Origin of the sequence: Roseateles chitinivorans, assembly GCF_002761755.1 — a bacterium.
In the GTDB taxonomy this organism is placed as follows: Bacteria; Pseudomonadota; Gammaproteobacteria; order Burkholderiales; family Burkholderiaceae_C; genus Roseateles; species Roseateles chitinivorans.
Window position 1 is genome coordinate 62694 of the sequence record NZ_PEOG01000021.1, and the last position, 26455, is coordinate 89148.

26 protein-coding genes and 2 tRNA genes are annotated in these 26455 nt (G+C 68.9%); 13 read left to right on the forward strand and 15 right to left on the reverse strand.

Going from position 1 to position 26455, the window contains the following annotated elements:
- Positions 1–3 precede the first annotated feature (3 nt).
- The 4 genes from CS062_RS09750 to CS062_RS09765 form a co-directional block, all read right to left on the reverse strand.
- Positions 4–603: a hypothetical protein gene (locus tag CS062_RS09750; protein WP_099861453.1), complete on the reverse strand. Its 600-nt coding sequence runs from the start codon at positions 601–603 to the stop codon at positions 4–6.
- 15 nt (positions 604–618) lie between these two features.
- Entirely contained in the window at positions 619–1053 is a 435-nt protein-coding gene (locus CS062_RS09755; protein ID WP_099861454.1) for a Panacea domain-containing protein, read from the reverse strand.
- Positions 1054–1101: 48 nt separating this feature from the next.
- Positions 1102–1189 (reverse strand) — tRNA-Ser (locus CS062_RS09760).
- A 94-nt stretch (positions 1190–1283) separates the two neighbouring features.
- On the reverse strand, positions 1284–2114 hold the full coding sequence (locus CS062_RS09765; RefSeq protein WP_099861455.1) for a symmetrical bis(5'-nucleosyl)-tetraphosphatase: 831 nt from the start codon (positions 2112–2114) through the stop codon (positions 1284–1286).
- Between the two features lie 99 nt (positions 2115–2213).
- Between CS062_RS09765 and CS062_RS09770 the strand changes: the two genes are divergently transcribed.
- From CS062_RS09770 to CS062_RS09785, 4 genes are all read left to right on the forward strand, one after another.
- Positions 2214–3515, forward strand: a complete 1302-nt coding sequence (locus CS062_RS09770; RefSeq protein WP_099861456.1) for a hemolysin family protein — start codon at positions 2214–2216, stop codon at positions 3513–3515.
- Positions 3512–4255: a SapC family protein gene (locus CS062_RS09775; RefSeq protein WP_099861457.1), complete on the forward strand. Its 744-nt coding sequence runs from the start codon at positions 3512–3514 to the stop codon at positions 4253–4255. Before CS062_RS09770 ends, CS062_RS09775 begins: the two co-directional genes overlap by 4 nt.
- 113 nt (positions 4256–4368) lie before the next feature.
- Complete coding sequence (locus CS062_RS09780; protein WP_099861458.1) at positions 4369–5748, forward strand: lyase family protein; 1380 nt, start codon at positions 4369–4371, stop codon at positions 5746–5748.
- Between the two features lie 432 nt (positions 5749–6180).
- Positions 6181–6936, forward strand: coding sequence for an N-acyl amino acid synthase FeeM domain-containing protein (locus CS062_RS09785; protein WP_099861459.1), 756 nt, complete (start codon positions 6181–6183; stop codon positions 6934–6936).
- A gap of 21 nt (positions 6937–6957) precedes the next feature.
- On the opposite strand, the gene egtD is transcribed toward CS062_RS09785, so the two are convergent.
- Positions 6958–7872, reverse strand: a complete 915-nt coding sequence (gene egtD, locus CS062_RS09790) for an L-histidine N(alpha)-methyltransferase (protein ID WP_099861460.1) — start codon at positions 7870–7872, stop codon at positions 6958–6960.
- Positions 7869–9143, reverse strand: a complete 1275-nt coding sequence (egtB, locus tag CS062_RS09795) for an ergothioneine biosynthesis protein EgtB (RefSeq protein WP_099861461.1) — start codon at positions 9141–9143, stop codon at positions 7869–7871. The genes egtD and egtB overlap by 4 nt, the downstream gene beginning before the upstream one ends.
- A 233-nt stretch (positions 9144–9376) precedes the next feature.
- On the opposite strand from egtB, the gene CS062_RS09800 reads away from it, so the two are divergent.
- The gene (locus tag CS062_RS09800) at positions 9377–10255 is read left to right on the forward strand and encodes a helix-turn-helix transcriptional regulator (protein ID WP_158238729.1); all 879 of its coding nucleotides are present in this window, start codon (positions 9377–9379) and stop codon (positions 10253–10255) included.
- Here the strand turns inward: CS062_RS09800 and CS062_RS09805 are convergent.
- Positions 10224–10613: a VanZ family protein gene (locus tag CS062_RS09805; RefSeq protein WP_199174214.1), complete on the reverse strand. Its 390-nt coding sequence runs from the start codon at positions 10611–10613 to the stop codon at positions 10224–10226. The two genes, CS062_RS09800 and CS062_RS09805, sit on opposite strands and share 32 nt — an antisense overlap.
- Positions 10614–10788: 175 nt before the next feature.
- The gene (locus CS062_RS09810) at positions 10789–11571 is read right to left on the reverse strand and encodes a siderophore-interacting protein (RefSeq protein WP_099861463.1); all 783 of its coding nucleotides are present in this window, start codon (positions 11569–11571) and stop codon (positions 10789–10791) included.
- A gap of 58 nt (positions 11572–11629) precedes the next feature.
- On the opposite strand from CS062_RS09810, the gene CS062_RS09815 reads away from it, so the two are divergent.
- The 4 genes from CS062_RS09815 to CS062_RS09830 all read left to right on the forward strand — a co-directional run bounded on the left by CS062_RS09815 (position 11630) and on the right by CS062_RS09830 (position 14605).
- Positions 11630–12085, forward strand: a complete 456-nt coding sequence (locus CS062_RS09815; protein ID WP_099861464.1) for a MarR family winged helix-turn-helix transcriptional regulator — start codon at positions 11630–11632, stop codon at positions 12083–12085.
- Between the two features lie 93 nt (positions 12086–12178).
- Positions 12179–12254: transfer RNA gene (locus tag CS062_RS09820), tRNA-Thr, on the forward strand.
- Between the two features lie 232 nt (positions 12255–12486).
- Complete coding sequence (locus CS062_RS09825; protein WP_143742302.1) at positions 12487–13218, forward strand: PEP-CTERM sorting domain-containing protein; 732 nt, start codon at positions 12487–12489, stop codon at positions 13216–13218.
- Between the two features lie 28 nt (positions 13219–13246).
- Positions 13247–14605, forward strand: a complete 1359-nt coding sequence (locus CS062_RS09830; protein WP_233218004.1) for an amino acid deaminase — start codon at positions 13247–13249, stop codon at positions 14603–14605.
- A gap of 58 nt (positions 14606–14663) precedes the next feature.
- Here CS062_RS09830 and CS062_RS09835 read toward each other — a convergent pair whose 3' ends face one another.
- The 3 genes from CS062_RS09835 to prfB all read right to left on the reverse strand — a co-directional run bounded on the left by CS062_RS09835 (position 14664) and on the right by prfB (position 19762).
- A complete protein-coding gene (locus tag CS062_RS09835) occupies positions 14664–15683 on the reverse strand; it encodes a class 1 fructose-bisphosphatase (protein WP_099861466.1) in 1020 nt (339 codons plus the stop codon).
- A 73-nt stretch (positions 15684–15756) separates the two neighbouring features.
- Positions 15757–18495 (reverse strand): aminopeptidase N, encoded by a 2739-nt coding sequence (gene pepN, locus CS062_RS09840; RefSeq protein ID WP_099861467.1) that lies wholly within the window; start codon positions 18493–18495, stop codon positions 15757–15759.
- A 162-nt stretch (positions 18496–18657) separates the two neighbouring features.
- Positions 18658–19762, reverse strand: a protein-coding gene (prfB, locus tag CS062_RS09845) for a peptide chain release factor 2 (protein WP_099861468.1) whose coding sequence is annotated in 2 segments (ribosomal slippage) — positions 18658–19680 and positions 19682–19762 — 1104 coding nt in all. Because the reading frame shifts where the segments join, the coding sequence is not laid out codon by codon here.
- Between the two features lie 89 nt (positions 19763–19851).
- Here prfB and CS062_RS09850 point away from each other — a divergent pair.
- Positions 19852–20217 carry a DUF4212 domain-containing protein gene (locus CS062_RS09850; RefSeq protein WP_099861469.1) on the forward strand — a complete coding sequence of 122 codons (366 nt, stop codon included), beginning with the start codon at positions 19852–19854 and terminating at the stop codon, positions 20215–20217.
- A 6-nt stretch (positions 20218–20223) separates the two neighbouring features.
- Here CS062_RS09850 and CS062_RS09855 read toward each other — a convergent pair whose 3' ends face one another.
- A complete protein-coding gene (locus CS062_RS09855; protein WP_099861470.1) occupies positions 20224–21114 on the reverse strand; it encodes a ParB N-terminal domain-containing protein in 891 nt (296 codons plus the stop codon).
- A gap of 206 nt (positions 21115–21320) precedes the next feature.
- On the opposite strand from CS062_RS09855, the gene CS062_RS09860 reads away from it, so the two are divergent.
- Positions 21321–21818, forward strand: coding sequence for an acyl-CoA thioesterase (locus CS062_RS09860; RefSeq protein WP_099861471.1), 498 nt, complete (start codon positions 21321–21323; stop codon positions 21816–21818).
- A 53-nt stretch (positions 21819–21871) separates the two neighbouring features.
- Here the strand turns inward: CS062_RS09860 and CS062_RS09865 are convergent, their stop codons facing one another.
- Positions 21872–22810 carry an alpha/beta fold hydrolase gene (locus tag CS062_RS09865; protein ID WP_099861472.1) on the reverse strand — a complete coding sequence of 313 codons (939 nt, stop codon included), beginning with the start codon at positions 22808–22810 and terminating at the stop codon, positions 21872–21874.
- A 79-nt stretch (positions 22811–22889) separates the two neighbouring features.
- Between CS062_RS09865 and CS062_RS09870 the strand changes: the two genes are divergently transcribed.
- On the forward strand, positions 22890–23393 hold the full coding sequence (locus CS062_RS09870) for a GNAT family N-acetyltransferase (RefSeq protein ID WP_099861473.1): 504 nt from the start codon (positions 22890–22892) through the stop codon (positions 23391–23393).
- A gap of 58 nt (positions 23394–23451) precedes the next feature.
- On the opposite strand, the gene arsC is transcribed toward CS062_RS09870, so the two are convergent.
- Positions 23452–23802, reverse strand: coding sequence for an arsenate reductase (glutaredoxin) (arsC, locus tag CS062_RS09875; RefSeq protein ID WP_099861474.1), 351 nt, complete (start codon positions 23800–23802; stop codon positions 23452–23454).
- 191 nt (positions 23803–23993) lie between these two features.
- Here arsC and CS062_RS09880 point away from each other — a divergent pair, with 191 nt between their 5' ends.
- Complete coding sequence (locus tag CS062_RS09880) at positions 23994–25688, forward strand: acetate--CoA ligase (RefSeq protein WP_099861475.1); 1695 nt, start codon at positions 23994–23996, stop codon at positions 25686–25688.
- Positions 25689–25710: 22 nt separating this feature from the next.
- Here CS062_RS09880 and CS062_RS26160 read toward each other — a convergent pair.
- Positions 25711–26455, reverse strand: a 745-nt coding sequence (locus CS062_RS26160) for a hypothetical protein (protein WP_158238730.1), incomplete at its 5' end; no start/stop codon positions are given.

The following is a 26455-nucleotide window of genomic DNA, read 5'->3' on the forward strand; positions in this document are numbered from 1 at the left end:
CGCTCAATGCGGTTCCGTGGGGTAAAGGGAATGGTCGCGATCCCACCACACGAGGTGGAAGTGCGCCTGCACGATGTACCCCCATGCACGTCGCTTCTGGCCACCGAAGCGGAAGCGGAACACCGAGTCGAACTGGTCGAGTTCAAGATGGCGCCAACGATCCTGTGCTTCTTCAATCAGGTCGCCGATCTCGTGCGCGTGATGCATCTTGTGACCTGTCCCGGAGCTTTGCCGATCGATCTCACCCCAGGTAAGGGCGGCGAAATCGCGCATCGGCGGGAGAATCGTGTCGCTCCATTCCGCCTCGGTCCAGGCCCGGGGTTCGCCCCATGACCAATGGTCTTTCAGATCCGCGCGCGTCGTGCACCAGGTCATGCGCATATCGAAACGGCTGCCGTCTTCCCGGGACCTGGGGCGCCGGTCCGCGGGTAGCGCGCGCGCCAACTGCGGCGCGAGGCGCGGCGACTGGTCGTTGGCAGGTGCTTGCGAAAGCCGAGGGGTGTCCAGTTTCACGACCCTGGCCAGCAACCCCGGCTTGCTGGCTTCAAACCTGGCCTGGGCCTCGACCTTCTTGCGCTCGCGCGTTTCGCTTTTCCTGCCCATGGGGCGTTTACTCGATCAGAGGGCTGAGTAGTACTCGTGCATCGCGCCCTGGCTGATCACACTTGTCGACGGAGCACCGATGGGCGCATCGCCACGGGCCAGTTTCCAAGGGTCTTCCTGATGTGTCAGGTTGCTGAGCCACTGCGCTGTCTTGTCACCGTAGAACGCAAGCACGCGCTCAATGTTGTCCCGCTCGGCTTCGGTCAGGGCGGTGCTGTCGGCATCCGCAAACAGAGACGCACTGACCTTGAACAAACCACGATGCTTCTGATAGAGGCTGGGCAGCACAGGACCGTTGGCCCAGGCCTGGAAATCCTCCGAAAAGAGAGGCGATTCGTCCCAGACCAGATTCCATGCCTGGGCGTAGTACATGAGCTTCTGCAGCTTCATGGCAGACACCTCGCCGGTGCGCTCGGTGATGTACTTGGCGACGTCAAGGGTGGAGGCCATCAGAGAACTCCTCGCAAGCGGACAGCAGCTGCGGATGAATCGGGAGGGTGGCGGAAGCGGTGAGATTCGAACTCACGGACGGTTGCCCGTCGCTGGTTTTCAAGACCAGTGCCTTAAACCACTCGGCCACGCTTCCTCCGGGTCGGCCGACAAGCTCGCGGCCGACGGCTCCATGCACAGGAGAAGCCGCGATTCTAAGCGTGACAGCACTGCTCGCCGACGAACGACGCTCAGCCCGCTCCCGGCTTCCTCGCCTGCACGCAGGGCACCTGGATGATTTCCTGCACCTGACCATCGGCCACGCGCGCCGCCGTCAGCGCGCCGCCCCAGACGCAGCCGGTGTCCAGCGCCAGCAGGTCCGGCCGCTGCACCAGCCCCAGCGTGGACCAGTGCCCGAACGCGATCGGCTCGCCGGCCGTGCGCCGCTGCGGCACGTCGAACCAGGGCATGAAGCCCTCCGGCGCGGTGCCCAGCCCTTCCTTGGTCTTGAAGTCCAGCCGGCCCCTGGCGTTGCAGAAGCGGATCCGCGTCAGCACATTGATGATGAAGCGCAGCCGCGGCGCGCCCGTCAGGTCGTCGCTCCAGCGGTCGGGCTCATTGCCGTACATCTGCGGCAGGAAGTCCGCCAGCTCCGGTCCGCGAAGCAGCGCGTGCACTTCCTCGGCCAGGGTCAGGACCTGCGCAGCATCCCACTGCGGCACCACCCCGGCGTGCACCATCAGCCAGCCTTGCGCCCGCGCCGCCAGCCGCTGCCGGCGCAGCCACTCCAGCAGCGCCTCGCGGTCCGGTGCCTGCAGGATCGCGTCCAGGGTGTCCCCCTTGTGCGGGGCGCGCACGCCGGCGGCGGTGGCGAGCAGATGCAGGTCGTGATTGCCCAGCAGGCACTGCGCCGCGTCGCCCAGCGACTGCAGGCGGCGCAGCGTCGTCAGGGAATCGGGGCCGCGGTTGACCAAGTCCCCCAACAGGTGGAGGCGGTCGCGGGACGGGGAGAAGTCGATCTTTTCCAGCAGGCGCGCGAGCGCGTCGCAGCAGCCCTGGAGATCGCCGATGAGGTAATGCATACGGGGATTTTGCGGTGTCGATGTCACACCAGCTCTGCTAACCTTGCCGACCTTGTGTTTTGGGCGCGACTCGGGGTTTTCACCCGGTCCGCGCTGTCAATGGATACCGCCCTAGTCCTCTTCCTGATACTGCTCAACGGATTGTTCGCCATGTCGGAGATGGCCCTCACGGCCGCCCGCAAGGCACGCTTGCAAGTGATGGTGGAGAGTGGCGAGGCAGGCGCGCAGGCCGCGATGGACCTGCACGAGAACCCCACCAAGTTCCTGTCCACCGTCCAGATCGGGATCACCTCCATCGGCGTGCTCAACGGCATCGTCGGCGAGGCCGCCTTCTCCGGGCCGCTGGCCGAGGTGCTGCGCGCCCACACCCCGCTCAGCGAGCGCGCCGCCGACATCACCGCCACCGGCCTGGTCGTGCTGGTGCTGACCTTCGTGACCATCATCTTCGGCGAGCTGGTGCCCAAGCGCCTGGGCCAGATGTTCCCGGAGAACGTCGCGCGCCTGGTCGCGCCGCCGATGGAGGTCATGTCGCTGATCACGCGGCCCTTCGTCAAGCTGCTGAGCTTCTGCACCGAGTTCACGCTGAAGCTGCTGGGCATGGGCGGCCGCGCCAACCGCGCGGTGACCGAGGAGGAGATCGCCGCCAGCCTCGAGGAAGGCCGCGATGCCGGCGTGATCGAGGAACACGAGCACCAGATGGTGCGCAACGTGTTCCGGCTGGACGAGCGCCAGATCGGCTCGATGATGATCCCGCGCGCCGAGATCGCCTGGCTGGACGCGACCGATCGCGCCGAGCAGGTGCTGCAGATCCTGCGGGCGCATGGCTACAGCCGCTATCCGGTCTGCCGTGGCGGCCTGCACGACGTGGTCGGCACGGTGAGCGCGCAGAACCTGCTGGCGCGCACGCTGGCCGGCGAGGCGCTGGACCTGTCCACTGGCCTGGAGCCGCCGGTGTTCGTGCCCGAGACGCTGTCGGGCATGGAGCTGCTCGCGCACATGCGGGGCACCGACACGCCGCTGGCCTTCGTCGTCGACGAGTACGGCGAAGTGCAGGGCGTGGTCGCGATGCGCGACGTGCTGGAAGCGATCGCGGGCGAGTTCAACTCGTCCGACGGCGAGGATGCCTGGGCGGTCCAGCGCGAGGACGGCAGCTGGCTGATGGACGGCCTGATCCCCGTCACCGAGCTGAAGGACCGGCTGGACTTGAAGGAACTGCCCGAGGAGGACCGTGGGCGCTACAACACCCTGGCCGGCATGGTGATGCTGCTGCTCGGGCGCTTGCCGCGCACGGCCGATGTGGTGGAGTGGGACGCGTGGAGATTCGAGGTGGTCGACCTCGACGGCAAGCGTGTGGACAAGGTGCTGGTCTCGCGACTGGCGGACGATGGAGTGAATCAATGAGCAACCCCCCGATGTATGAAAACCTGGTCCCGGTGGACCGGGTGCAGCACAAGAACACGCGCATGAAGATCGGCGCGCCGGTGCTGGATCGCGTGACCCAGCTGAACTCGCTGTTCGTCGCCGTGGCCGAGTTCGCCGATGCGAGCCTCGAGTACCCGGTGGTGTTCGTGCGAGTCGGCCAGGCCGCCGAAGGCCAGCGCCCGGCGATCGCGCCGCTGGCGGTGTTCGGCCTGAAGCAGGGCAGCAACCTGTTCGTCAAGGACGGCCAGTGGACCGGCCGCTATGTCCCGGCCTACGTGCGCCGCTGGCCCTTCGCGATGGCCCGCATCGAGGAGAACGGCACCGACATGGCGCTGTGCCTGGACATGGGTTCCGGCGCGTTCTCCGAGACCGACGGCGAGCCGCTCTTCAAGGAAGATGGCGAGGCCACCGAGCTGCTGCTCAACGCCAAGCAGTTCTGCGAGGACTTCGAGCGCGAGGCGGAGCGCACCCGCCAGGCCTGCGAGCTGCTGCAGGACCTGGACCTGCTGCAGGACATGCGCTTCGAGGCGCAACTGCCCAGCGGCGAGAAGCTGGATGTCGACGGCTTCATGACCATCAACGAGAAGGCCCTGGCCGAGCTGCCCGACGCAAAGATCGTCGAGCTGCATCGCAACGGCCTGCTCGAGGTCATCACGATGCATCGCCTGTCGCTGCGCCTGATGAGCCGTCTGGCCCAGATGTACGTGCCGGCCAACTGATCGCCGCCCGCTGCGAGCGGGCGAACACCGGCTGAGGCAAACCCGGAGCGGGTTTGCTTGAGTACGGCGTACGCGCAAGCCTCGATAGCATCCACGCCCCGAGAGGACGTTGGATGCTGTTCGAGGCTTTTTTGTCGTCCACCGCGATGGAATCGGTGTTCTCGCCGACCGCGGTGGTCCAGTCGATGATGGATGTGGAGGCCGCGCTCGCTCGGGCCGCAGCGCGCGCGGGCATGATCCCGGCGCCGGCGGCGCAGGCGATCGCCAGCCTCTGTCGCGCCGAACTCTATGACGTGCCGTCGCTCGTGGCGGCCGCGCCGCGCAGCGGCAACCTGGCCTTGCCGGTGGTGCAGCGGCTGCGCGAGACGGTCGCGCTGTTCGACCCGTCGGCCGCGGTCTATGTGCATCGCGGCGCCTCCGCCCAGGACCTGATCGACACCGCGATGGTGCTGCGCACGCGCGAGGCGCTGCGCCTGATCGACGACGACCTCCAGCAGCTGTGCGCCCGGCTGCTCGACCTGGCCGAGCGGCATGCCGCCGTGCCGATGCTGGGCCGCACGATGATGCAGCCGGCGCAGGTGATCAGCCTGCGCTTCAAGCTGATGAACTGGCTGATGCCGCTGCTGCGCAGCGCCGAGCGGCTGCGCGAGCAGGGAGAGGCCTCGCTGCTGCTGCAACTGGGCGGCGCGGTCGGCACGCTCGATGCGATGGGCGACCGGGCCGAGGACATGCTGGCGGCCGTGGCCGCCGAGCTGTCGCTGCCGCTGCCCGAGATGTGCTGGCACACCCAACGCGACCGCTGGTTGCGCCTGGGCATGGAAGTGGGCCTGCTGTGCGGCAACCTGGGCAAACTGGCGCAGGACTTCGCGCTGATGGCACAGGCGGAGGTCGACGAGCTCAATGAGCCGCCCGGGGAGGGCTACGGCGCCTGCCTGTCGATGCCGCACAAGAAGAACCCGGTGGCCGCCCTGCAGGCGATGGCGGCGGTCCAGCGCGCGCCGCAGCGCGTCGCCGGCTTGATGGGCTGCATGACGCCGGAACACGAGCGCGGCCTGGGGCAGCACCAGGCGGAACTCGCGGAATGGAGCGCTCTGATGGGCGGCGCCCACCTCGCGGTGCAGGCACTGAACCGCGCGCTGGCCGAGCCGGTGCTGCGGACCGACCGGATGCGAGCACATGTCCTCGAGCGCCAGGGGCTGGTCGCGAGCGAGCGGCTGGAGCACCTGCTCATGCCGCGCCTGGGCCGGCAACGCACCGGTGCCATCGTCCGCGACCTGATCAGCCGGGTGCGACTGGGGCAGGGGACGCTGGAGCAACTGCTGCTCGCGGCGATCGACGTCGGCGACCTGCCTCCGACCGCGCTGTCGTCCGAGGAACTGGCGGCGATGTTCGACCTGGATGCGATCGCGGCTCAGGCGGACGCGCGCGTTGACGGGCTGATGGCTGACGCGCGGCGGCGTCTTGACGGCCTCGCTGCGACGCCTTGGCCATGAAGCAACGCGATACGAACTTCTCGGTCGTTGGGCGAGCGGGACGCGCGCGAAGCGACAAATATCCCTATTCATTCCAAGGGTTTCTGCAAAAAAGTCAGGGTGGTTTGTCCCCTGAATTCGGCATCTGAACGCGGCGCATTTGGTTACACCTGCAACAAGCAGACGGCCGGGAGGCCGGTCCAAAGGGCGAAGGGGATTCCGCGAGACCGAACTGCGGTGAGGGTTGGTGCCGGTTTCCGATGGGGTGCCCGCTATGTAACCGAATTCCCTCAAATGCGGGGTTTCGCCCTGGCAAGGGATTGACCAGGGCCCGAACCCGGGACAGACCCGTAAGGTCAGGTTCGCATTTGTTATCTATCGTAGCGCCCGGCAGTAATTACTTTGAGTGGGCCATAGACTCGCCCTTGATAACCAAGCAGTCTGGAGTTGGGAATGAGCGACGAATCTCCCCTGTCGAGCATCGAACTGGAAGCACCGGCAAGCCCTTTGCAGGCGCTGCAATCCGTTCGCGCGGAGATTCCGTTCGTCCGGTCCGATTCGGTGGAGCTCGTCACGCGCGAGACCGCTTATGGCCGCATCGAGATCCGTGCACTGATGGAGGGCGCTGGCCATTCCCTGCTCGAACGTCGCTACGCGTCACGGGGTTACAGGCTGAGCCGTTCCGCCGACGTGACGCTGGGCGCTTATTGGGAGGGCCGGCTGGTCTCGACCCTGGGATTGCGGCGCGACAGCGGCAACCTCGCCGCCGACCAGAGCTTCCCGCAGGAAATGGCCGGCATGCGCCAGCAGGGCTGGCAGCTGTGCGAATTCACCCGCCTGGCCGCGGATCCGGAAGGCCCGTCCAAGCTGGTCCTGGCCAGCCTGTTCCATCTGGCTTACCTGCATGCCGCCCACCATTGGGGGGCCGAGTTCCTGGTGATCGAGGTCAATCCCCGTCACAAGGCCTTCTATCGCCGGATGCTGGACTTCCAGCCGCACGGCGAGGAGCGCCTGCATCGCAGCGTCGGCGCGCCTGCGGTGCTGATGAGCCTGTCGCTCGCCTATGGCGCGAGCAAGGTCCGCCAGTACGGCGGCACGCTGAATGAGGACGAAGGGCGCTCCCGCACCCTGTTCCCCTATTTCTTCTCGATCGACGACGAACCCGAACTGCTGAGCAAGCTCGCGGACGTCTACGGCTACGACGCGTGAGCGTCGACCGCGACCTTTCCCTCAGGCTTCCAGCCAGTGCAGGCTGAACCAGCGTTGCTCGTCGGTCCAGTGGGCTGACGGCCGGAAGCCCGCTTCCCGCGCCAGCGCCTGGAAGCTCTCGACGCTGTACTTGTACGAGTTCTCCGTGTGGAGGCTTTCCCCCGGCACCAGCGTGTAGCGCCGGCCCTGCAGCTGCAGGTGCTGCTCGCCACGGGGCAGCAGGTGCATCTCGATGCGGTGCTTGCGCGGGTCGTAGAACGCGTAATGGTCGAAGCCCGCGGGATCGCACTCCAGGCCCAGCGCGCGCTGCGCATGCCGCAGCAGGTTGAGGTTGAAGCGCGCGGTCACGCCCTGCGCGTCGTTGTAGGCCGCATGCAGGCGCGCCGGATCCTTGATCAGGTCGACACCGATCAGCAGCGCACCGCCGTCGAGCTCCTCACGCAGCAGGCGCAGGAACTCGAGCGCCTCCTTCGGATCGAAGTTGCCGATGCTCGAGCCCGGGAAGAAGCCGATGCGCCGGCCATCGGGCGGCGCATCGGGCAGCACATGGGGACGGGTGAAGTCCGCCACCACCGGCAGGATGCGCAGCGAAGGATGCTCGCGTTGCAGCGCCTCGCAAGCCGCGAGCAGGTGCGGACCGGAGATGTCCACCGGCACGAAGCTGTGGGGCCGCGTCGCCCGCTCCAGCAGCAGGCGCACCTTCACCAGCGCGCCGGCGCCGTACTCGATCAGCTGCGCGCCGGGACCCATGCGGTCGGCGAAGTCGCCGGCATGGCGGCGCAGCAACGCCAGTTCGGTGCGGGTCGGGTAGTACTCGGGCAACTCGCAGATCTGCTCGAAGAGCGTCGAGCCCTGTGCGTCATAGAAGTACTTGGGAGAGATCGTGTGCTCGGGGCCGGCCAGCGCGGCATGAAGGTCCTCGGCGAAGCTGCTCATGCGTGGGTCTCCGCGCGCGGACGCGCATCGCGGGCCAGTCGCAGCCCGGTGAACTGCCAGCGCGCGGCCGGCGGGAAGAAATTGCGGTAGGTCGGTCGCGTGTGACCGGGCGGGGTGGCGACGCTGCCACCGCGCAGCACCAGCTGGCCGACCATGAACTTGCCGTTGTATTCGGAGGCTGCACCCTCCAGCGGCTGGAAGCCGGGGTAGGGGTGGTAGGCCGAGCGGGTCCACTGCCAGGCCTGGTCGTGCAGCTGCGCGATGCCTGAGAGCGAGGAGGCGGCCTCCCATTCCTGCTCGCTGGGCAGGCGCGCGCCGGCCCATTCGGCGTAGGCGGCGGCCTCGTAGAAACTGAGCTGCATCACCGGCGCGGCCGGATCCAGCGGTCGCAGGCCATGCAGCCCGAAGACCGCCCAGCGCGACGTGGCACCGCTGGCGCCTGCGGCGGCGTCGCCATCGCTCGCGTCAACCCAGTACAGCGGCGCACGCCAGTCCTGGGCCTGCACCGTGGCCCAGCCATCGGACAGCCACCAGCGCGGCTCGCGGTAGCCGCCATCGTCGATGAAGCGCTGGAATTCCCCGCAGGTGACGAGCCGGCTCGCGATCTCGAAGGGCTCGAGCCAGACGCGATGCCGCGGTCCTTCGTTGTCGAAGGCAAAGCCTGCCCCTTCGGCCGCGGCGTCATGACCGATCTCGACGAGGCCGCCCTCGTGGCGCAACCAGGCGCTGGTCCCGGCCGGCGCCGGCGCTGGCGGACTGTCCAGCAGCGCGGGGCGCCAGGGGTGGCAGGACAGCAGATGCAGCGCATCGGTGAGCAGCAGCTCCTGGTGCTGCTGCTCGTGATGGAGGCCGAGCTCCAGCGTCGGCGCGATCACGGCCCACTGCGCGTCGTCGCAGCGCGCGATCAGCTGGCGGATGTGCAGGTCGACATGCTGTCGGTAGGCGCGCACCTGATCGAGCGACGGCCGCGTCAGCAGGCCTCGCTGCGGCCGCGGATGGCGCGGTCCGAGGCCTTCGTAATAGGAGTTGAAGAGGTAGTGGTAGCTGTCGTCGAGCGGCTGGTAGCCCGGCAGATGAGGCCGCAGCAGCAGGGCTTCGAAGAACCAGCTCGTGTGGGCCTGATGCCATTTGGCAGGACTGGCGTCCGGCATCGATTGGGCCGACTGGTCCTCGATGGACAGCGGCTCCGCCAGCGACAGCGTGTGGTGCCGCACCGCCTCGTAGCGGCGCGCGAGATCGCGCCGCGCGGGCGGCAGATCGTGATCCGACATGCAAGCAACTCCTGTCGGCCCGGGGGAGGAAGGGCCGAACGACAACGGTAGCCGATTTGCCATCCCCGCGTTCGGCGCGCGCCACTGCCCGGACGTCCGAGGGACGGCTCAGCTGCCACCCGATGTCAGCAAGGGCAAGGCGGGTACCCGCGGCGTACCGGCGTCGTGCGCTGTTCATCGGGACGTCACGTCGCGCGGGCACGCTGGCGTCGCCCCGGCTCACGCATCCGCCCATGTCCATGACGCCGCCCTCGCTGTCCTCGACGATCGCCCCGCCTCAGCCCACGCACCCGTCAGTGCCGTCAGTGCCGCCGCAGCCCGCCGTCATGGCCGAGGGCGACGCGCTGCCGCTGTCATGGCTGCAGGATCGCGTGCTCGCGGAACGTCTGCTCGAGGCCGTGTGGAGCGCCCGTCAGCCGGTGACGCCGGCCCAGTTCTTCGTCTGGAGCCAGAGCCGGCTCCAGCCCCTGCTGCCGCATCGCCTGCTGGTGTGCGTCGGGGATCAGTCGCCGTCGCCGCGGCTGGCCGCGCAGCTCTTCCACCTGAAGCCCATCGGGGAGGCGCTGCAGGCGCAGTTGGAGGCCGCCGATCACGGCCTCTGGCTGCACCTGATCCGGCGCTGGGGCGACGGCCGGCGGCCCGTGCGCATCCAGCTCGAGCGTGAGGCGCCGTCGGCGCTGTTCCAGCCGCTGCTGGAAGCCGGCCTGCGCGAGCTGGCGCTGCATGGCGTGGTGGGGGACGGCGAGCGGCCCCAGGGGCTGTTCCTCCTTGCCGGCGACGGGTGGGAGGACGACCACCTGCGGCGACTGGAACTGCTGACGCCGGCGCTGCATGCGGCGTGGCGGCGGGCGCGCCTGCAATCGCGGGGTCAGGCGATGCCGCGCCGCGCGGGTGCGATGGTGACGCCGCGCGAGCAGCAGATCGTCGAGGGCCTGCGCGCTGGCCTGAGCAACGAGGGGATCGCGATCCAGCTCGGCATCAGCATGTTCACGGTCAAGAACCATGTGCGCAAGATCCTGCGCAAGCTCGGCGCGAACAACCGCGCGCAGGCGGTCGCGATCGCGATGTCGCGCCGGGAATTCAGCGAGCCGGGAGCGCCCGCGGCGCGATGACGCGCATCAGCAGCGCATGCAGCGCCACGCCGATCGAGGCACCGATCATGTCGGCCAGCACGTCGCGGGCCTCGGCGTCGCGGCCGGGGATCTGCGATTGCACCAGCTCGATCAGCACGCCGTAGGCGAGCAGCATCGCCAGCACGATCCAGCGCCGACGCGGCCCTGCGGCGAAGCACTGCATGCCGACGATCGCCAGCGTGCCGAAGGCGGCGAAGTGATTCGCCTTGTCCCAACCGAGGTCGGCCACGCGAGGCGGATGTGGCGAGAAGGCGAGCCAGCTCGCGCCCAGCACCACGGCGAGGAAGAGGAGGCGCCAGGCAGAGCGCCAGCGCGGGTCATGCAGGACTTCAGACATCAAGGCGGCCCGCCTCCGGCTTCGGGCGGAGGGCAGTGTGCCATGGGCCTGTGAAGCCGGTGTGAGGTCGCCGGCGATGGCGTCATGGCGAGCGGCGCGAGGAAGTGGACCGCAGCGCTGCTCCCGCGCGATCACGACGCCACGACGCCATGAGGCCGCGAGGCCGCTCGCTGACTCACTCGAGGTTCTCGTGGTGATGGCTGGCGCCGCGCTTCCAGTACGCCGCCGCGCGGATCGCATGCCGGTCGTGGCCCTTCTCGTCGACCAGGATGCGGCGCAGCGCGGCCATCGCCGCGGCTTCGCCGGCGCACCAGGCGTAGCCTTCGCCGGGCGGCAGCTCGAGCGCGCGAGCCGCGGCCAGCAGTTCGTCATCGCCATCGACCCAGTGCAGATCGAGCGCGGCGCGGGTCTGGAAGACCCGTCGATCGCTGGCCGCCACGTTCAGCAGCGCGATCACGCGCGCGCCGGCCGGCAGTTCCTCGAGGCGGCGTGCGACGGCGGGCAGGGCGGTTTCGTCGCCGGCGAGCAGGTGCCAGGCGTAATCGGTGGGAATGATGAACGAACCGCGCGGACCACCGACCGTCAGCGTGTCGCCGGGTTGCGCTTGGGCCGCCCACGCGGCCGCCGGCCCGTCGCCATGCTGGGCGAATTCGATGACCAGCTCGCGCGCGGCGACGTCGACACGACGCGGCGTGTAGTCGCGCATGACAGGGCCGTCGGCCGACTCGGCGTCGAAGATGAGCTTCACGTGATCGTCGAAGGAAGCGCTGACGAAGTCGCTGAGCGACTCGCCGGTCAGCGTCACGCGGCGGAAGTTGGGCGTGAGCTCGTCGACCTGCCGGACGGTCAGTTCACGGCGCTTGAGTTCGTGCCGCACCCGCTGCACTCGGCTGGCGGGACCCTCGGCGGGGGAAACGGCAGAGGCAGGAGAGGCAACCAGGGGAGTGTCGGACTTCATTGCGGGTGTCGGATGTTTCGTTGACAATGTCATCCATCTTGCGATGAATCGATTGACAATGTCAACTAACACCACCGGCCGAAGGGGCAAGGACGAGGACGTGCTGGAGCTCATCCATTCGGTGATGCACCGCTACCGCGCGCTGCAGTACCGCTCCCTGCGCGAGGGTCCGCAGGACCTCACGCACATGGAGGGCAAGGTGCTGTTCTTCTTCGATCGTCACCCCGGCGGCACCCAGAGCGACCTCGCGCAGCACAGCGGCAAGGACAAGGCGCAGCTCGCGCGCCTGATCAAGGGCTTGCGCGACAAGGGGCTGCTCGATGCGGAGGCCGACGAACTCGACCGTCGCCAGGTGCGGCTGCGGGTGAGCGAGTCCGGCCAGGCGGTGCAGCGCGAGCTGCGGCGCCAGGCGCGGCAGGTCTCGGTGCGGGCCTTGGCGGGACTGAGCGCCGATGAGCAAGGCCAGCTCGCCGCGCTGTTGAAGCGGGTGCAGGCGAACCTGGGCGAGGAATGAAGCGTCATGTCGCGCGCCGGATGGCGATCTGCCCCCTGCTTGTCGACCTCGAAAATCTCGCTTATACTCTTTGACTCTGTTGTTCGCGACAGCGCCGGTGTAGCTCAGTTGGTAGAGCAGCGCATTCGTAATGCGAAGGTCGGGAGTTCGACTCTCTTCACCGGCACCAATCTGAAAAGCCGCTTGGATCTCCAAGCGGCTTTTTCTTTGGGTGCCTCTTTGGTCGCCATCTTTGGCCGCGAGCAAGCCAGCGCAGGAGGGGTGGCTGCTGTCCCCCAAGTCGGGCGACACCCTCCGATCAGGGACACGGCATCCCCAAGCTTGCGGATGGCCGCCCTCGGGGTGATCCCTAGCATCGCGCCGTCGCGCATGTCGCGCGTCGTGATTGCAGGGAGAGCAACATGAAACGAGTCTTGAGCGCCGCGCTGCTCAGCGCCGCCGCGGTCATCCCGGCCCACGGTGCCGCGGTGGTGAACGGAGATTTCGAAGGCGGCAGCTTGAATGGCTGGTACGCGAGCGGCGCCAACGTCAACGGGTCGTCCACGGCGATCGTGAACGCGGGCAACGGTTACCCGGCGCTGGCGGGCAACAACTCGGCCCTGATCGTGGCGATGTCGCTCTGGCCGTTGGGGCCCAACGTGACCTGCGCGTCCGATCCCTGGAATGTCGCCTGTCCGCTGCCGGTGCCCTTCAGCCCGTCGGGCGCGGGCGCGCCGACCTTCTTCTCGCAGAACGTCGCCGGGCGCTTCCTGCGCGGCGGCTTCATCGCGCAGGACGTCAATGTCGCGGCCGGCGACACGCTGGAGTGGCTCTCGCAGCGGCTGGGCGAGGTGTCCTCGGGCACCGTCGGCAATCCGGGCAACGTCGACAACGCATTCTTCGTGGCCTTCAACGGCAGCACCGAAGCGGTCGTCGATCTGCGCGGCAATGTCTCGTCCTACACCTTCGCGCAGGGCGGGTTGTGGTCGATCTTCTTCGGCGTGCAGCAGACCGAGGATCCGTACGTCTGGAGCGCGCTCAAGGTCGATGCGATCGCATTCCGCGCCTCAGACGTGCCGGAGCCCGGTTCGCTCGCGCTGGCGCTGGCGGCGGGCGGGGCGCTGTGCTGGCAGCGGCGACGGGCGAAGGTCTGACATCCGGACGGTGGCAACATGGCGACCCATGACTGCCACCGCTGCGCATGACGCATCCGGCCCCGCGCCGGTGACCTTGACCCTCGCGCCGCTGCTGGCGGAGCCGCTGCCCCCCACGCTGAAGGGCCTGCCGGCCTGTGCCGAGGGCGTGTCGCTGCAGGACCTGCACCGGCTGCGCCTGTCGCTGCTCGACGGCGATCTGCCGCTGCCGGCCGCGGTGCTGAAGGCATCGGCGCTGGCCCACAACGCGCGCTGGATGCGCGAGTTCACCGCGCGCGCCGGCGTGAGCCTCGCGCCGCACGGCAAGACGACGATGGCGCCGCAGCTGTTCCAGCGCCAGTTCGATGAAGGGGCCTGGGGCATGACGGCGGCGACGGCAGCGCATGTGCGCACCTACCGCCGCTTCGGCGTGCCACGGGTGATCCTGGCGAATCAGCTGGTGGGCAAGGCCGACCTGGAACTGGTGCTGCGCGAGCTCGAGGCGGAGCCTGCCTTCGACTTCTACCTGCTGGTGGACTCGTCGGCGGGCCTGGAACTGCTGCGACGCGCGGCGCTCGAGCGCGGCCTGAAGCGGCCGGTGCAGGTGCTGCTGGAAGTCGGCACGCCGGGCGGGCGCACCGGCGTGCGGTCGACGGAGGAGGGTGTGGCGCTCGCCCGCCTGATCCGCGACGCGTCGCCGGTGATCGCGTTGCGCGGCGTGGAGGCCTTCGAAGGCGTCTACAGCGGTCCGGAGACGGCGCGCGTGGAACTGGGCGCGCTGACGATGATCGAGACGGTGGCCGAGTTGGCCCGGCTGGGCTGCGCCGAAGGCTGGTTCGCGCCGGGCGAGGTGCTGCTGACGGCCGGCGGATCGGCGTTCTTCGACCTGGCGGCGAAGACCCTGGCGGCGGTCGAGGCTGGCGGCACCGGACATGCGCTGCGCGTGGTGCTGCGCAGCGGGTGCTACCTCAGCCACGACAGCCTGCAGTACGAGCGGATGCAGGATCGGATGAAGCAGCGCGCGGGTGCGCTGTGGGGCGACGGACCGGGCCTGCGCAACGCGATCGAGGTCTGGGCCCATGTGCAGTCGGTGCCCGAGCCGGGGCGCGCGATCTGCACCGCGGGCCGTCGCGACCTGAGCTACGACGCCTGCCTGCCGGCGCCGCTGTGGTGGTATCGCCCCGGGCTGCACGAGGCGCCACAGGCCTCGCCGCCCGAGTGGTCGGTCTCCAAGCTCAACGACCAGCACGCCTACGTCGACGCGAGCGACGGCGCCTTGCCGCTGCAGGTCGGCGACCTGATCGCCTTCGGCATCGGCCATCCCTGCACGACCTTCGACAAGTGGCCGCTGCTCTACACGGTCGACGACGGCTACCGCGTCACCGGCGGGGTGCGCACCTTCTTCTGAAATGACGAGGGGCGGTCTCGCGACCGCCCCTCGTGACCGTGCCGGTGGCGCGGCTGGATCACTTGGCCTGCTCGGCCTCCAGGTGATATTGCGTCACGCGTTCCACCTCGTTCTTCGAGCCCAGCACGACCGACACGCGCTCGTGCAGCTTGGTCGGGGTCAGGTCCAGGATGCGCTGGCGGGCGTTGGTGGCGGCGCCGCCGGCCTGCTCGACGAGGAAGGCCATCGGGTTGGCCTCGTACATCAGGCGCAGCTTGCCGGCCTTGTTGGGCTCGCGCTTGTCCCAGGGATACAAGAAGATGCCGCCGCGCGTCAGGATGCGATGCACGTCCGCCACCATCGACGCGATCCAGCGCATGTTGAAGTCCTTGCCGCGCGGACCCGTCGTGCCGGCCAGGCATTCATCGATGTAGCGCTTCACCGGCTCGTCCCAGTGGCGCATGTTGGACATGTTGATCGCGAACTCCTTGGTGTCCGCGGGGATCTTCACGTCGTCGGCGGTCAGCACCCACGAGCCTTGCTCCCGGTCCAGCGTGAACATCGCCACGCCGTCCCCCACCGTCAGCACCAGCGTCGTCTGCGGGCCATACACGCAGTAGCCGGCCGCGGCCTGCGCGGAACCGGGCTGCAGGAAATCCTCCTCGCTGACGCCCTTGCTGCCCTCGGGCTTCTTCAGCACCGAGAAGATGGTGCCGATCGACACGTTCACATCGATGTTGCTCGAGCCATCCAGCGGATCGAACATCAGCAGGTACTCGCCCTGCGGATAACGGTTGGGCACCAGGTAGATGCTGTCCATCTCCTCGGAGGCCATCGCGGCCAGGTGGCCGCCCCACTCGTTGGCCTCGATCAGCACCTCGTTGGCGATGATGTCCAGCTTCTTCTGGACCTCGCCCTGGACGTTCTCCGACCCGGCCGTGCCCAGCACGTCACCGAGCGCGCCCTTGTTGACGCTGATGGCGATGCGCTTGCAAGCGCGCGCGACCACCTCGATCAGCAGCCGCAACTGCTGGGGGATGTGGCCGTGCGCCCGTTGCTGCTCGACCAGGTATTGGGTCAGGCTGACGCGTTGACTCATGAATAGACTCCGATGGTTGCAAATCTCGTGCGCCGCGCAGCGGCCCGACGCGCGGACCGCTCCGCCCGCGGAATCAGGACTGCGTGGCGACCTCCGTCGGCGCGGCCACCTCGACCGCCGCAGGACGCGGATCCAGCGCCAGCGCGCGCTGGACGATCTCGCGCACGTCGTTGGACAGATCGGGCTTGGCCGCCACGCGGGCAATCGCCTCGCGGGCCGCGCTGCGGTAGGGCTCGGCCAGCGCGGTCCAGCGGTCCATGACGCGTGCCAGGCGACCCGCCACCTGCGGATTGATCGCATCCAGCGCCAGCACCTGGTCGGCCCAGAACACATAGCCCGCCGCATCCGCGCGATGGAACGCCGCCGGGTTGAACATCGCCAGCGAGAAGATCAGGCTGCGGGCGCGGTTCGGATTCTTCAGCGTGAAGTCCGGATGCTTCATCAGCTGCTTCACCCGCGCGAAGGTCTTGCCATCGCGCTCGGCCGCGCGGCCTTGCAGCGCGAACCACTTGTCGATGACCAGCGCCTCGCCCTTGAACTGGGCATGGAAGCGCGCCAGCGCGCTGTCGGCCAGTTCCGCCTGCGCGTTCACCAGCGCCGACAGCGCGCCCATGCGGTCGGTCATGTTGGTGGCGTCCTTGAAGCGCTGGTAGGCGCGGCCCGGCCAGACGCCATCGCCGCTGCGCGTCGCATTCAGCACCAGCATCGCCAGCGACAGGTTGACCAGCGCGCGCTTGCCGCTCTGCACCGGGTCGGGGCTGTAGCCCGCGGTGACCTGATGCGTGTCGTAGGCCCAGGCCCAGTCCGCCTGCAGGGCCGATGCCAGCTGCGTCTGCGCCGCCTCGACGGCCGCATGCACCGCCTGCGGATCGACCACGTCGAGCTGCTCGGCGATGTAGGCCTCGTCGGGCAGTTGCAGCGCCAGCGCCTTGAAGGCCGGGTCCAGCTCCGGATGGCGCAGCACCGCGCGCATCGCCTCGAGGTAAGCCGCATCCAGCACCAGCGGCTGGCCGGTGCGCACGGCGCCGAGGATGCGGTTCAGCGCCAGGCGCTGGCTGGCTTCCCAGCGGTTGAACGCATCGCTGTCATGGGTCAGCAGGACCAGCAGCTCGGCGTCGCCCAGGCCGTCGTCCAGCACGACCGGCGCCGAGAAGCCGCGCAGCAGCGAGGGCACCGGCTCGGACGGCACGTTGACGAAGACGAAGGACTGCTCGGCCTGGTCCAGCACCAGCACGCGTTCGGTCTCGGTGGCGCCGGCGGCACCGTCCTCGCCCTGCAGCATCAGCGGCAGCGCCTGGCCGTCGCGGGCCAGCAGGCCCAGCGCGACCGGGATCACCTGCGGCAGCTTGCGGTCCTGGCCCGGCGTCGCGGGCGTGGTCTGCTTCAGCGTCAGCGTGAAGGTCTGGGCGGCGGCGTCATAGGCGCCGCGCGCGCGCAGGCGGGGCGTGCCGGCCTGCGAGTACCAGCGCTTGAAGGCGTCCAGGCGGGTGGACAGCGCCGAGCCGGGATTCGCGTCGGCGATCGCCTGCGCAAAGTCGTCGCAGGTCACGGCCTGGCCGTCATGGCGCTCGAAGTACAGCGCCATGCCCTTGGCGAAACCATCGCGGCCGACCAGCGTCTGGTACATGCGCACCACCTCCGAGCCCTTCTCGTAGACGGTGGCGGTGTAGAAGTTGTTGATCTCGACGTACTCGTCGGGGCGCACCGAATGCGCCATCGCGCCGGCATCCTCCGGGAACTGGCGGGCGCGCAGCGCGCGCACGTCCTCGATGCGGCAGACCGCGCGCGCGCTCGGCGTGGCGGCCATGTCCTGGCTGAACTCCTGGTCGCGGAAGACGGTCAGGCCTTCCTTCAGCGACAGCTGGAACCAGTCGCGGCAGGTGACCCGGTTGCCGGTCCAGTTGTGGAAATACTCGTGCGCGACGATGGACTCGATGCGGTGGAAGTCCGCATCGGTCGCGGTGGCTGGGGAGGCCAGCAGCGCCGAGGTATTGAAGATGTTCAGGCCCTTGTTCTCCATCGCGCCCATGTTGAAGTCGGAGACGCCGACGACCATGAAGCGCTCCAGGTCGAGCGGCAGCTTGAAGCGGGCCTCGTCCCAGACGACCGAGGCGATCAGCGAGTTCATCGCATGCTCGGTCTTCTCCAGGTCGCCCTGGCGGACATAGACCTGCAGCAGGTGGTCCTTGCCGCCGCGGGTGCGGATGCGCTGCTCGCGTGCGACCAGGTCACCGGCCACCAGCGCGAAGAGGTAGCTGGGCTTGGGGAAGGGGTCATGCCACTTGGCCAGGTGGCGGCCGTTGTCGAGCGTTGCCGTCTCGACCAGGTTGCCGTTGGACAGCAGCACCGGATAGCGGGCCTTGTCGGCGCGCAGGGTGACGGTGTAGACCGCCATCACGTCGGGGCGGTCCAGGAAGTAGGTGATGCGGCGGAAGCCCTCGGCCTCGCACTGCGTGAAGAAGCTGCCGCCAGAGGTGTACAGGCCCGACAGCGCGGTGTTCTTCTCCGGCGCGCAGGTGTTGCGGATCTCGAGCGTGAAGTCGGCGTCGGGCACGTTGTCGATGATCAGCTCATGGCCTTCCTGGCGGAAGGACACGCTCTCGCCATCGATCAGCACGCGCAGCAGGTTGAGCTCCTCGCCATGCAGGCGCAGCGGGCCGTGCGGCACGGCGGCGTTGCGTTCCAGACGCATCTTGCTGGCGACCAGCGTCTTGGCCGGGTCGAGGTCGAAGCACAGGTCGACGGTGCGGATCCAGAAGATCGGCGCGACGTAGTCGGCGCGGCGGATCAGGGTGGCAGTGCCTTCACGCATGGCGGGCTTCCTTGTTGGAACTGATGTTGTCTCGAGGCTCAGTGAGGACGTGGGAGGCCCGTAGCGAGCAGTCCGGGCTTGCGGTGAGCGCCGCAGCCGTACTCCCGTACGGCGAGGCGCGCAGCCGTGAGATCGGATCGCTCAGCAGGGCCGCCCATGTCCTCACACGCCCTGCTTGAGGGACGCGGTGATGAACGCGTCGAGGTCGCCGTCCAGCACCTTCTGGGTGTTGGAGATCTCGACGTTGGTGCGCAGGTCCTTGATGCGGCTCTGGTCCAGCACGTACGAACGGATCTGGTGGCCCCAGCCCACGTCGGTCTTGCTGTCCTCGAGCTTCTGCTGCTCGGCCATGCGCTTCTTCATCTCATGGTCGTACAGGCGCGAGCGCAGGCGGCGCCAGGCGACGTCGCGGTTGCTGTGCTGGCTGCGGCTGTCCTGGCATTGCACGACGATGCCCGTCGGGATGTGGGTCAGGCGCACCGCCGAGTCGGTCTTGTTGATGTGCTGGCCGCCGGCGCCCGAGGCGCGATAGGTGTCGGTGCGCACGTCGGCCGGGTTGATGTCGATCTCGATGGAGTCGTCGATCTCGGGATAGACGAACAGCGAGGCGAAGCTGGTGTGGCGGCCGCCGGAAGAGTCGAACGGGCTCTTGCGGACCAGGCGGTGCACGCCCGACTCGGTGCGCAGCAGGCCGAAGGCGTATTCGCCTTCCACCTTGATCGTGGCGCTCTTGATGCCGGCGACTTCGTCGTCGGTCTGTTCCTCGACCTCGGCCTTGAAGCCCTTGCGCTCGCAGTACTTGAGGTACTGGCGCAGCAGCATGCCGGCCCAGTCGCAGGCCTCGGTGCCGCCGGCGCCGGCCTGGATGTCGATGAAGCAGTTGCTCGGGTCGGCCGGGTTGTTGAACATCCGGCGGAATTCCAGTTCCTCGACCAGCTCGGTGAGCTTGGCGGATTCCGCTTCGATGGTCTGCAGGCCGGGGATGTCGTTCTCTTCCTTGGACATCTCGAACAGCTCGAGGTTGTCGGAGAGATTCGACGTCAGGTGATTGATGGTCTCGACGACCTTGTCGAGGGTGCGCTTTTCCTTGCCGAGTTCCTGGGCCCGCTTGGGTTCGTTCCAGACGTTGGGGTTCTCCAGGGCGGCGTTGACTTCGTTCAACCGCAGCGCTTTGCGGTCGTAGTCAAAGGTACCCCCTTAGCGCGGCGGTCCGCGCTTGCAGATCGGCCAGCGTGGTGCCGATCGCATTGATTTGCTCGATGTCCATGATTCGTTCGAGTGAAAGAGCCCCCGACAGGGGGCCCGAAGCCGGGTATTTTCTCATGCTGAAGCAGGAGGGCTCCCTAAGATGGCGGGATGCTCCCCAAACCCCCTGTCCCCGATGCAGGTTCCGCCTCCGGCACGTTCCGCGCCCGGCGCCAGCGTGTGCGGCGCGGCAATTGGCGCCTGACGCTCATGCTGCTGCTGGCCTGGGCGCTGGTGACCTTCGGCGTGGCCTACTTCGCCCGGGCGCTCAGCTTCGACTTCTTCGGCTGGCCGTTCAGCTTCTGGGTCGGGTCGCAGGGGGCGCTGATCGTCTACGTGGGCATCGTGGTGATCTACGCAACCGTCATGAACCGCCGGGAGGCGGCGGCCGGCGTGAAGGACCCTGTCCCGTATGCGGACGAGGCCGAGGCCCGGCGGCCCGAGCGCGATCGCTCGGGGCCGATCACCGGGTTCTGAGCCGGGTCAGAACGGCGACGGATCCGCGGATTCCTGCTTCACGGCGGCGAGCTGCGCCTGCAGCTCGGCGACCTGCGCGCGAAGCTTCACGTTCTCGTCCTGGAGCGCGCTGACCTGGGCGCGCAGCAGCGCGACGGCGGGATCGGCCTCCAGCTCGCCGTCGGCGTTGGTGGGCACGCCCAGCAGCTCGACGGCCACCTCGGCCACCGCGTCGCCGGCGGCCTTCTTGCCGACCTTGGATTCGCGCACCCGCTTGGCGGCCTGGCGCAGTTCCTTCTTGCCACCGGCGGCGGCTGCGGCCTGCTCCTCGACGGGCAGGTCGGCGATCACCGCGGCGGCGCTGATGGACACTTCGCCCGACTTCACCGCCGCGACCAGTTCCGGCGCGGCCGCCTTCTGGATCTTCTCGATCTGGGTGACCGTGGCGCTGCTGATGCGTGCCGCGCGGGCGATGGCCTCGCGACTCTTGAGCGGCGGTGCCGCGGGCACCGGCGTGTCGGTGACGCCAGCGGGCGCGTCGCTCGCGGCGGCCGATGCGTCGGGACTGGGATCGTTGAGCACGGCCAGCCGTCGCGCTTCCATGATCTCCTTCTTGCGCAGGGCGAGCACGCCGCGCTGGAAATCGGAGACGCTGCGGCGGCCCAGGTGCTGGTCGATCATCCAGAGGTGGACGTCCTCCATCGACTTGAAGCGCGTGTTCTGCACCGTCCGGAATGGGATGCCGTGCTTGGTGCAGATGCCGTGGCGGTTGTGGCCGTCCACTAGGATGTCGCCCCACAGCACCAGCGCGTCGCGGCAGCCCTCGGCCAGGATGCTGCGCTCGAGCGCCGCGTACTCGTCCTCGGTCAGCGGATCGATGTAGGCCTTGAGTTCTTCGGTGACGATGATGTTTTCCATGGAGACGACGGCAGCAGCGGACGGAACAGGGCAGGGACGAGCGAGGCGCGCCACGCGGGCACCCGAGGACAGGGCTGGCGGGCGCAGGTCGCGCAGGCGACGGACGTCGCCGGAAAAGGGCGGCATTCTGCCCAATCCGCGCGGCTAAGCTGACGCACCCCGACCACGCATGTCGGATTTCCACGATTTCCGGGAAGTTCCCCGCGATGACCGCGACGCCTTCGATCCCCCTCGCCAGCGATGTCCCGAGCGCCGATGCGCTCGCCCTCGGCTGGGACTACCCGTCCCCGCATTGCCTGTCCGTGAGCCCGCGGCCCGAGGACATCGACGGCCTGAACCACACCAACAACGCGGTGTATGTGCGCTGGTGCGAGCAGGTGGGGTGGTCGCACTCGGTGGCGCTGGGGCTGGACATCGACGACTACCGGCGGCTGGATCGGGCGATGGCGATCCGGCACGGCGGCTACGACTACCTGCTGCCGTCCTTCGAGGGCGAGGCGCTGGTGCTGGGCACCTGGCTCACGGGCGGCGACGGCAAGCTGGCGATGGAGCGCCGCTTCCAGCTGCGCCGCGCCAGCGATGGGCAGACGCTGATGCGCGGCCGCTGGGAGCTGGTGTGCATCGACATCAGCGCCGGCAAGCCCCGGCGCATGCCGCCGGAGTTCGTCGCGGCGTATCAGGCGGCGGTGGTGGAGCAGCGTTAGACGTCGACTGTGATCTGGCGAGGGCCGGCGGCCGGGGCAGTCAGCCGAGGAAGTCAGCCGAGGAAGTCCTGCACCGCGCGGGCCAGCGCCTCGGGCTGGTCGTGGTGCATCATGTGCGCCGCCTGCTGGAGGGTGACGCGCCGCAGGTCCTTGACGACGGCGAGCCGGGCCTCGAAGTCCTCGCGCGGATAGCGGTCGCCCCACCATTGGGAAAGCTGGGTCTCGCTGCCCTCGACCCACAGCGTCGGCGCCGTGATCGCGGACCAGCAGGCCAGGGCCTCGGCCTTGCGGTACAGCACCGGATTGGTCCGCTTGTGGGCCGGGTCGCCAAGGATGTGCCAGCGGCCGTCCTCGCCCCGCCGCGACCATTGCGGCGCGAGCCATGCGGCCTTGTCCGCGCTCAATCGCGGATTGGTCTTCATCAGGCGCTGCGCCACGCCCTCGACGCTGTCGTAGGTCTTGAGGCTCGGCGTCTCCTTGAGCTCGTCGAGCCAGCTCGCGAGCCGCGCCGGCGCCATCTCGGGCGCCGTGTCCGGCAGGCCGAAGCCTTCCAGGTTCACCAGCCTGCGCAGCCGCTGTGGCCGCACGCCGGCGTAGCTCATCGCGATGTTGCCGCCCATGCTGTGACCGAGCAGGTCGACTGGCGCCTCCGGGCTGAGGGCGTCGAGCAGTGCGTCCAGGTCGCCGAGGTAGTCGGGGAACCAATACGCATCGCCCGGGGTGCTGTCGGTGAGGCCGAAGCCGCGCCAGTCGATGGCCACGACGCTGCGGTCCTCATGAAAGGCGTCGACCATGAACTGGAACGACGCGCCGACGTCCATCCAGCCGTGGACCATCACGAGCAGCGGGCGGGTGCCGTCGGGCTCGGGGCCCCAGCGCAGCACATGATGGCGCAGGCCGCGCAGCGTCAGGAAGCTGCTGCGATGCGGGCGGCGGACGACGTACGCGGCGCTGTCCGCGATGCCGGTGGCGGGACTCGTGTCGGTGCTCATGGACGGCGACTGTAGTGTGAGGAACGGCCACCCGCTTTCGCCATGGAGACAATGGCGCCGACTTCATCCCCACGCCACCATGACCGCCACGCCCGACCGCTACACCCTTCGCCCCGCCCGTCCCGCCGACGTCCCCGCCATCGTCGGACTGATCGGCGAGCTCGCCGATTTCGAGAGCCTGTCGCATCTGATGGAGGTCACGCCCGAGAAGCTGCATCCGCACCTCTTCGGCGAGCGTCCCGTCGCCGAGGCCATGGTCGCCGAGCACGAGCGTGGCGAGATCGTCGCCTTCGCGCTGACCTTCGTGAACTTCTCGACCTTCCTGGCCAAGCCCGGGCTCTACCTCGAAGACCTCTATGTCCAGCCCGCCCATCGCGGCGCGCGACTCGGCACACGCATGCTGACCCGCCTGGCGCAGATCGCCGTCGAGCGCGGCTATGGCCGCTTCGAATGGTGCGTGCTCGACTGGAACGAGAACGCCATCCGCTTCTACGAAAAGATGGGCGCGACGATCATGCCTGACTGGCGCCTGTGCCGCGTCACCGGCGAGTCGCTCGCGCAGCTGAGCGAGCGGGCCGAGTGAGCTTGACCAGTGAGCCGATCCGGTCGCGGCGCCTCGAACGGGCGCGGGCCGGGCGGCCTCACTTCAACCAATCGTCGAGCAGCTCCGGTGGACGGGCGATCAGCGCGCGCTCGCCGTCGATGACGACGGGGCGTTGCAGCAGCTTCGGATGCTCGGCCACCGCGCGCAGCAACTGCTCGTCACCGAGCGACGCGTCGGCCAGGCCGAGCGTGCGGTAGTCGTCCTCGCCATCGCGCAGCATCGCGCGGGCCGGTACGCCGAGCTGCTGTTGCAGGGTCCGCAGCTCGCCCAGCGACAAGGGCGTGGCCAGGTAGTCGACGATCTCGGGGCGAAGGCCCCGCGATTCGAGCCGGGCAAGCGCCTCGCGCGACTTCGAGCAGCGGGGGTTGTGCAGGATCTTCACAGTCATCCGGCGGAGTGTAGGCGGCGCCTTCACGTCGTCATGCGCGCACCGAGGACCGATCCGCGCTGTCCGGCGCACCGGGCGAGGGCACGCCCCGCAAGGCCGGGCACCGTCCTGGCGCTACGGGCTTTCCATGACGCCCGGTGCCCCCTCGCTCGCTAGCATCCACGCTCTTGTTCCAGTCCCGGAGAGTCGCGATGTCCGACGCCTACGCGCTGATCCACGGCGCGTTCCGCTGGCAGGTGCCTGACCGCTTGTCCATCGCCGAACTCTGCTGCGGCCGCTGGGCCCGCGAAACACCCGACGCGCCCGCCATCTTCTTCGACAGCGACAGCGGTTGTCGCGCCCAGTACTCCTTCGGCCAGCTGCAGCGCGCGGCGAATCGCCTGTCCAACGCGCTGCGGCGTCTCGGCGTCGAGGCCGGGGATCGCGTGGGCCTGGTGCTGCCGCAACGCTTCGAGACGGCCGTCGCGCACATCGCGATCAACCAGCTCGGCGCGGTGGCGATGCCGCTGTCGATGCTCTTCGGCCCGGATGCGCTGGCATACCGGCTCCAGGACAGCGAGGCCAGCGTCGCGATCGTCGAGAGCGGGGCGCTCGCTGCGGTCCGCTCGGTGCGCGCGCAGTGTCCGGCGCTGCGCCAGGTGCTGGTGGTCGGCGAGTCCGAGCCCCAGGACGGCGAAGCCGGCTGGATGGCGGCGCTGCAGGCGGAGGACGCGCGCTTCGCCGCCCGCGACAACGCAGCCGAGGACCCGGCGATCCTGATCTACACCAGCGGCACGACCGGCGCGCCCAAGGGCGCCTTGCTGCCGCAGCGCGCGCTGCTGGGCAACCTGACCGGCTTCATCGCGAGCCAGAACTGGTTCGGCTTCGATCCCCATGATCCGAAGGTCCGCAGCGAGGCGGTGTTCTGGAGCCCCGCCGACTGGGCCTGGACCGGCGGGTTGATGGACGCGCTGCTGCCGTCGCTGTGTTTCGGTCGGCCCATCCTCGGCTACCAGGGCCGCTTCTCCCCGGAGAAGGCCTTCGAGCTGATGCAGCACTACCGCGTCAGCCACACCTTCCTGTTCCCGACGGCGCTGAAGGCCATGATGAAGGCGGTGCCGCATCCCGCCGAGCATTACACGCTGCGGCTGGAGGCCGTGATGAGCGCCGGCGAGGCCGTCGGCGACGCGGTCTTCGACTGGGTCCGGCGCGAACTGGGCGTGACGGTCAACGAGATGTTCGGCCAGACCGAGATCAACTACGTTGTCGGCAACTGCGCGCGGCTGTGGCCGGCGAAGCCGGGCAGCATGGGCCGCGCGTATCCCGGTCACCGCGTCGCGGTCATCGACGACGACGGCCAGGTCTGCCCGCCCGGGCAGATCGGCGAGGTGGCGGTGCATCGGCGGGACGGACACGGCGACCTCGATCCGATCTTCTTCCTCGGCTATTGGCGCAACGAGGCCGCGACGGCGGCGAAGTTCACCGGCGACCCGCTGGACAGCTGGTGTCGCACCGGCGATCTCGCGCGCACCGACGAGGACGGCTACCTGTGGTACCAGGGCCGCGCCGACGACCAGTTCAAGGTTGCGGGCTACCGCATCGGCCCCGGCGAGATCGAGAACTGCCTGGTGCGCCACGAGGCGGTGGCCAACGCCGCGGTCGTGCCCAAGCCCGACGCCGAGCGCGGCGCGCTGGTGAAGGCCTTCGTCGTGCTGGCGCCGGGGCGGCAGCCCTCGGCAGCGTTGACCGGCGAGCTGCAGGACTTCGTCCGGCAACGGCTCGCGCCCTACGAGTACCCCAAGGAGATCGAGTTCCTCGACAGCCTGCCGATGACCACCACCGGCAAGGTGCAGCGCCGCGTCCTGCGGCAGCTCGAGGCGGACCGGGCCGCCGGTCGGGTGGCTTGAACCCCGCGCGGCGGACCGTCGCTCAACTGGCGCGCGGATTGCGCAGCTTGACGTAGAGCTTGGTGTTGGCGCCGGGCGGCGTCTGGAGCAGCGCGGCGTCGGGCCATTGCTCCTGGCCCGTCAGCACGGTGCAGGCGCGCGAGGGCTTGCCCTTGGGCGTCTCCGGCTCGCGCTGCTGCGCCTCCGCCGGCAGCGGCAGGCGCCAGCGCTGCGCCCCCTCGGACCAGTCCAGGGTCCACTGCGGCGCGTCGCTGCAGGCGATCACGCCGTCGATCTGCGGGAACATCCAGCGCACGTACCAGGGCAGCAGCTCGGTGCGCAGACGCTGGCCGACGGTGACGATGCGCCGCACCGTGGCCATGTCCAGCATCTCCGGCGGCGTGGCCAGATCGATGCTCAGCCGCACGCCGAGCTCGCCCTTGGGCACGTTGGTGCCGAAGTCCATGTCCTTGGCCTGGCGCTCGCTGAAGGTCGGCAGGTCGAAGCGGCCCTTGTCGTCGATCGGGATGGGGATGTAGTCGTCGTCGCTCATCAGCGCGAGCTTGGTGCCCGCGGGTGGCGGCTTGCTCGAATCCTTCGCATCGGTCAGCACGAAGCGGCTGACGAAGAGCCCTTCGCCTTCGGTGCGCAACTTCGACAGCAGCTCGTTCAGGCGCTTGTAGGGGAAGGAGGCGCCACGCTTGACGTCGCTCTGGACGGCGGGCAGGGCGACCGGCGCCGCGGCCGGGCCGGAGCCTGCCTGCGGGTCGTCCGCCGCGGCGGATGCG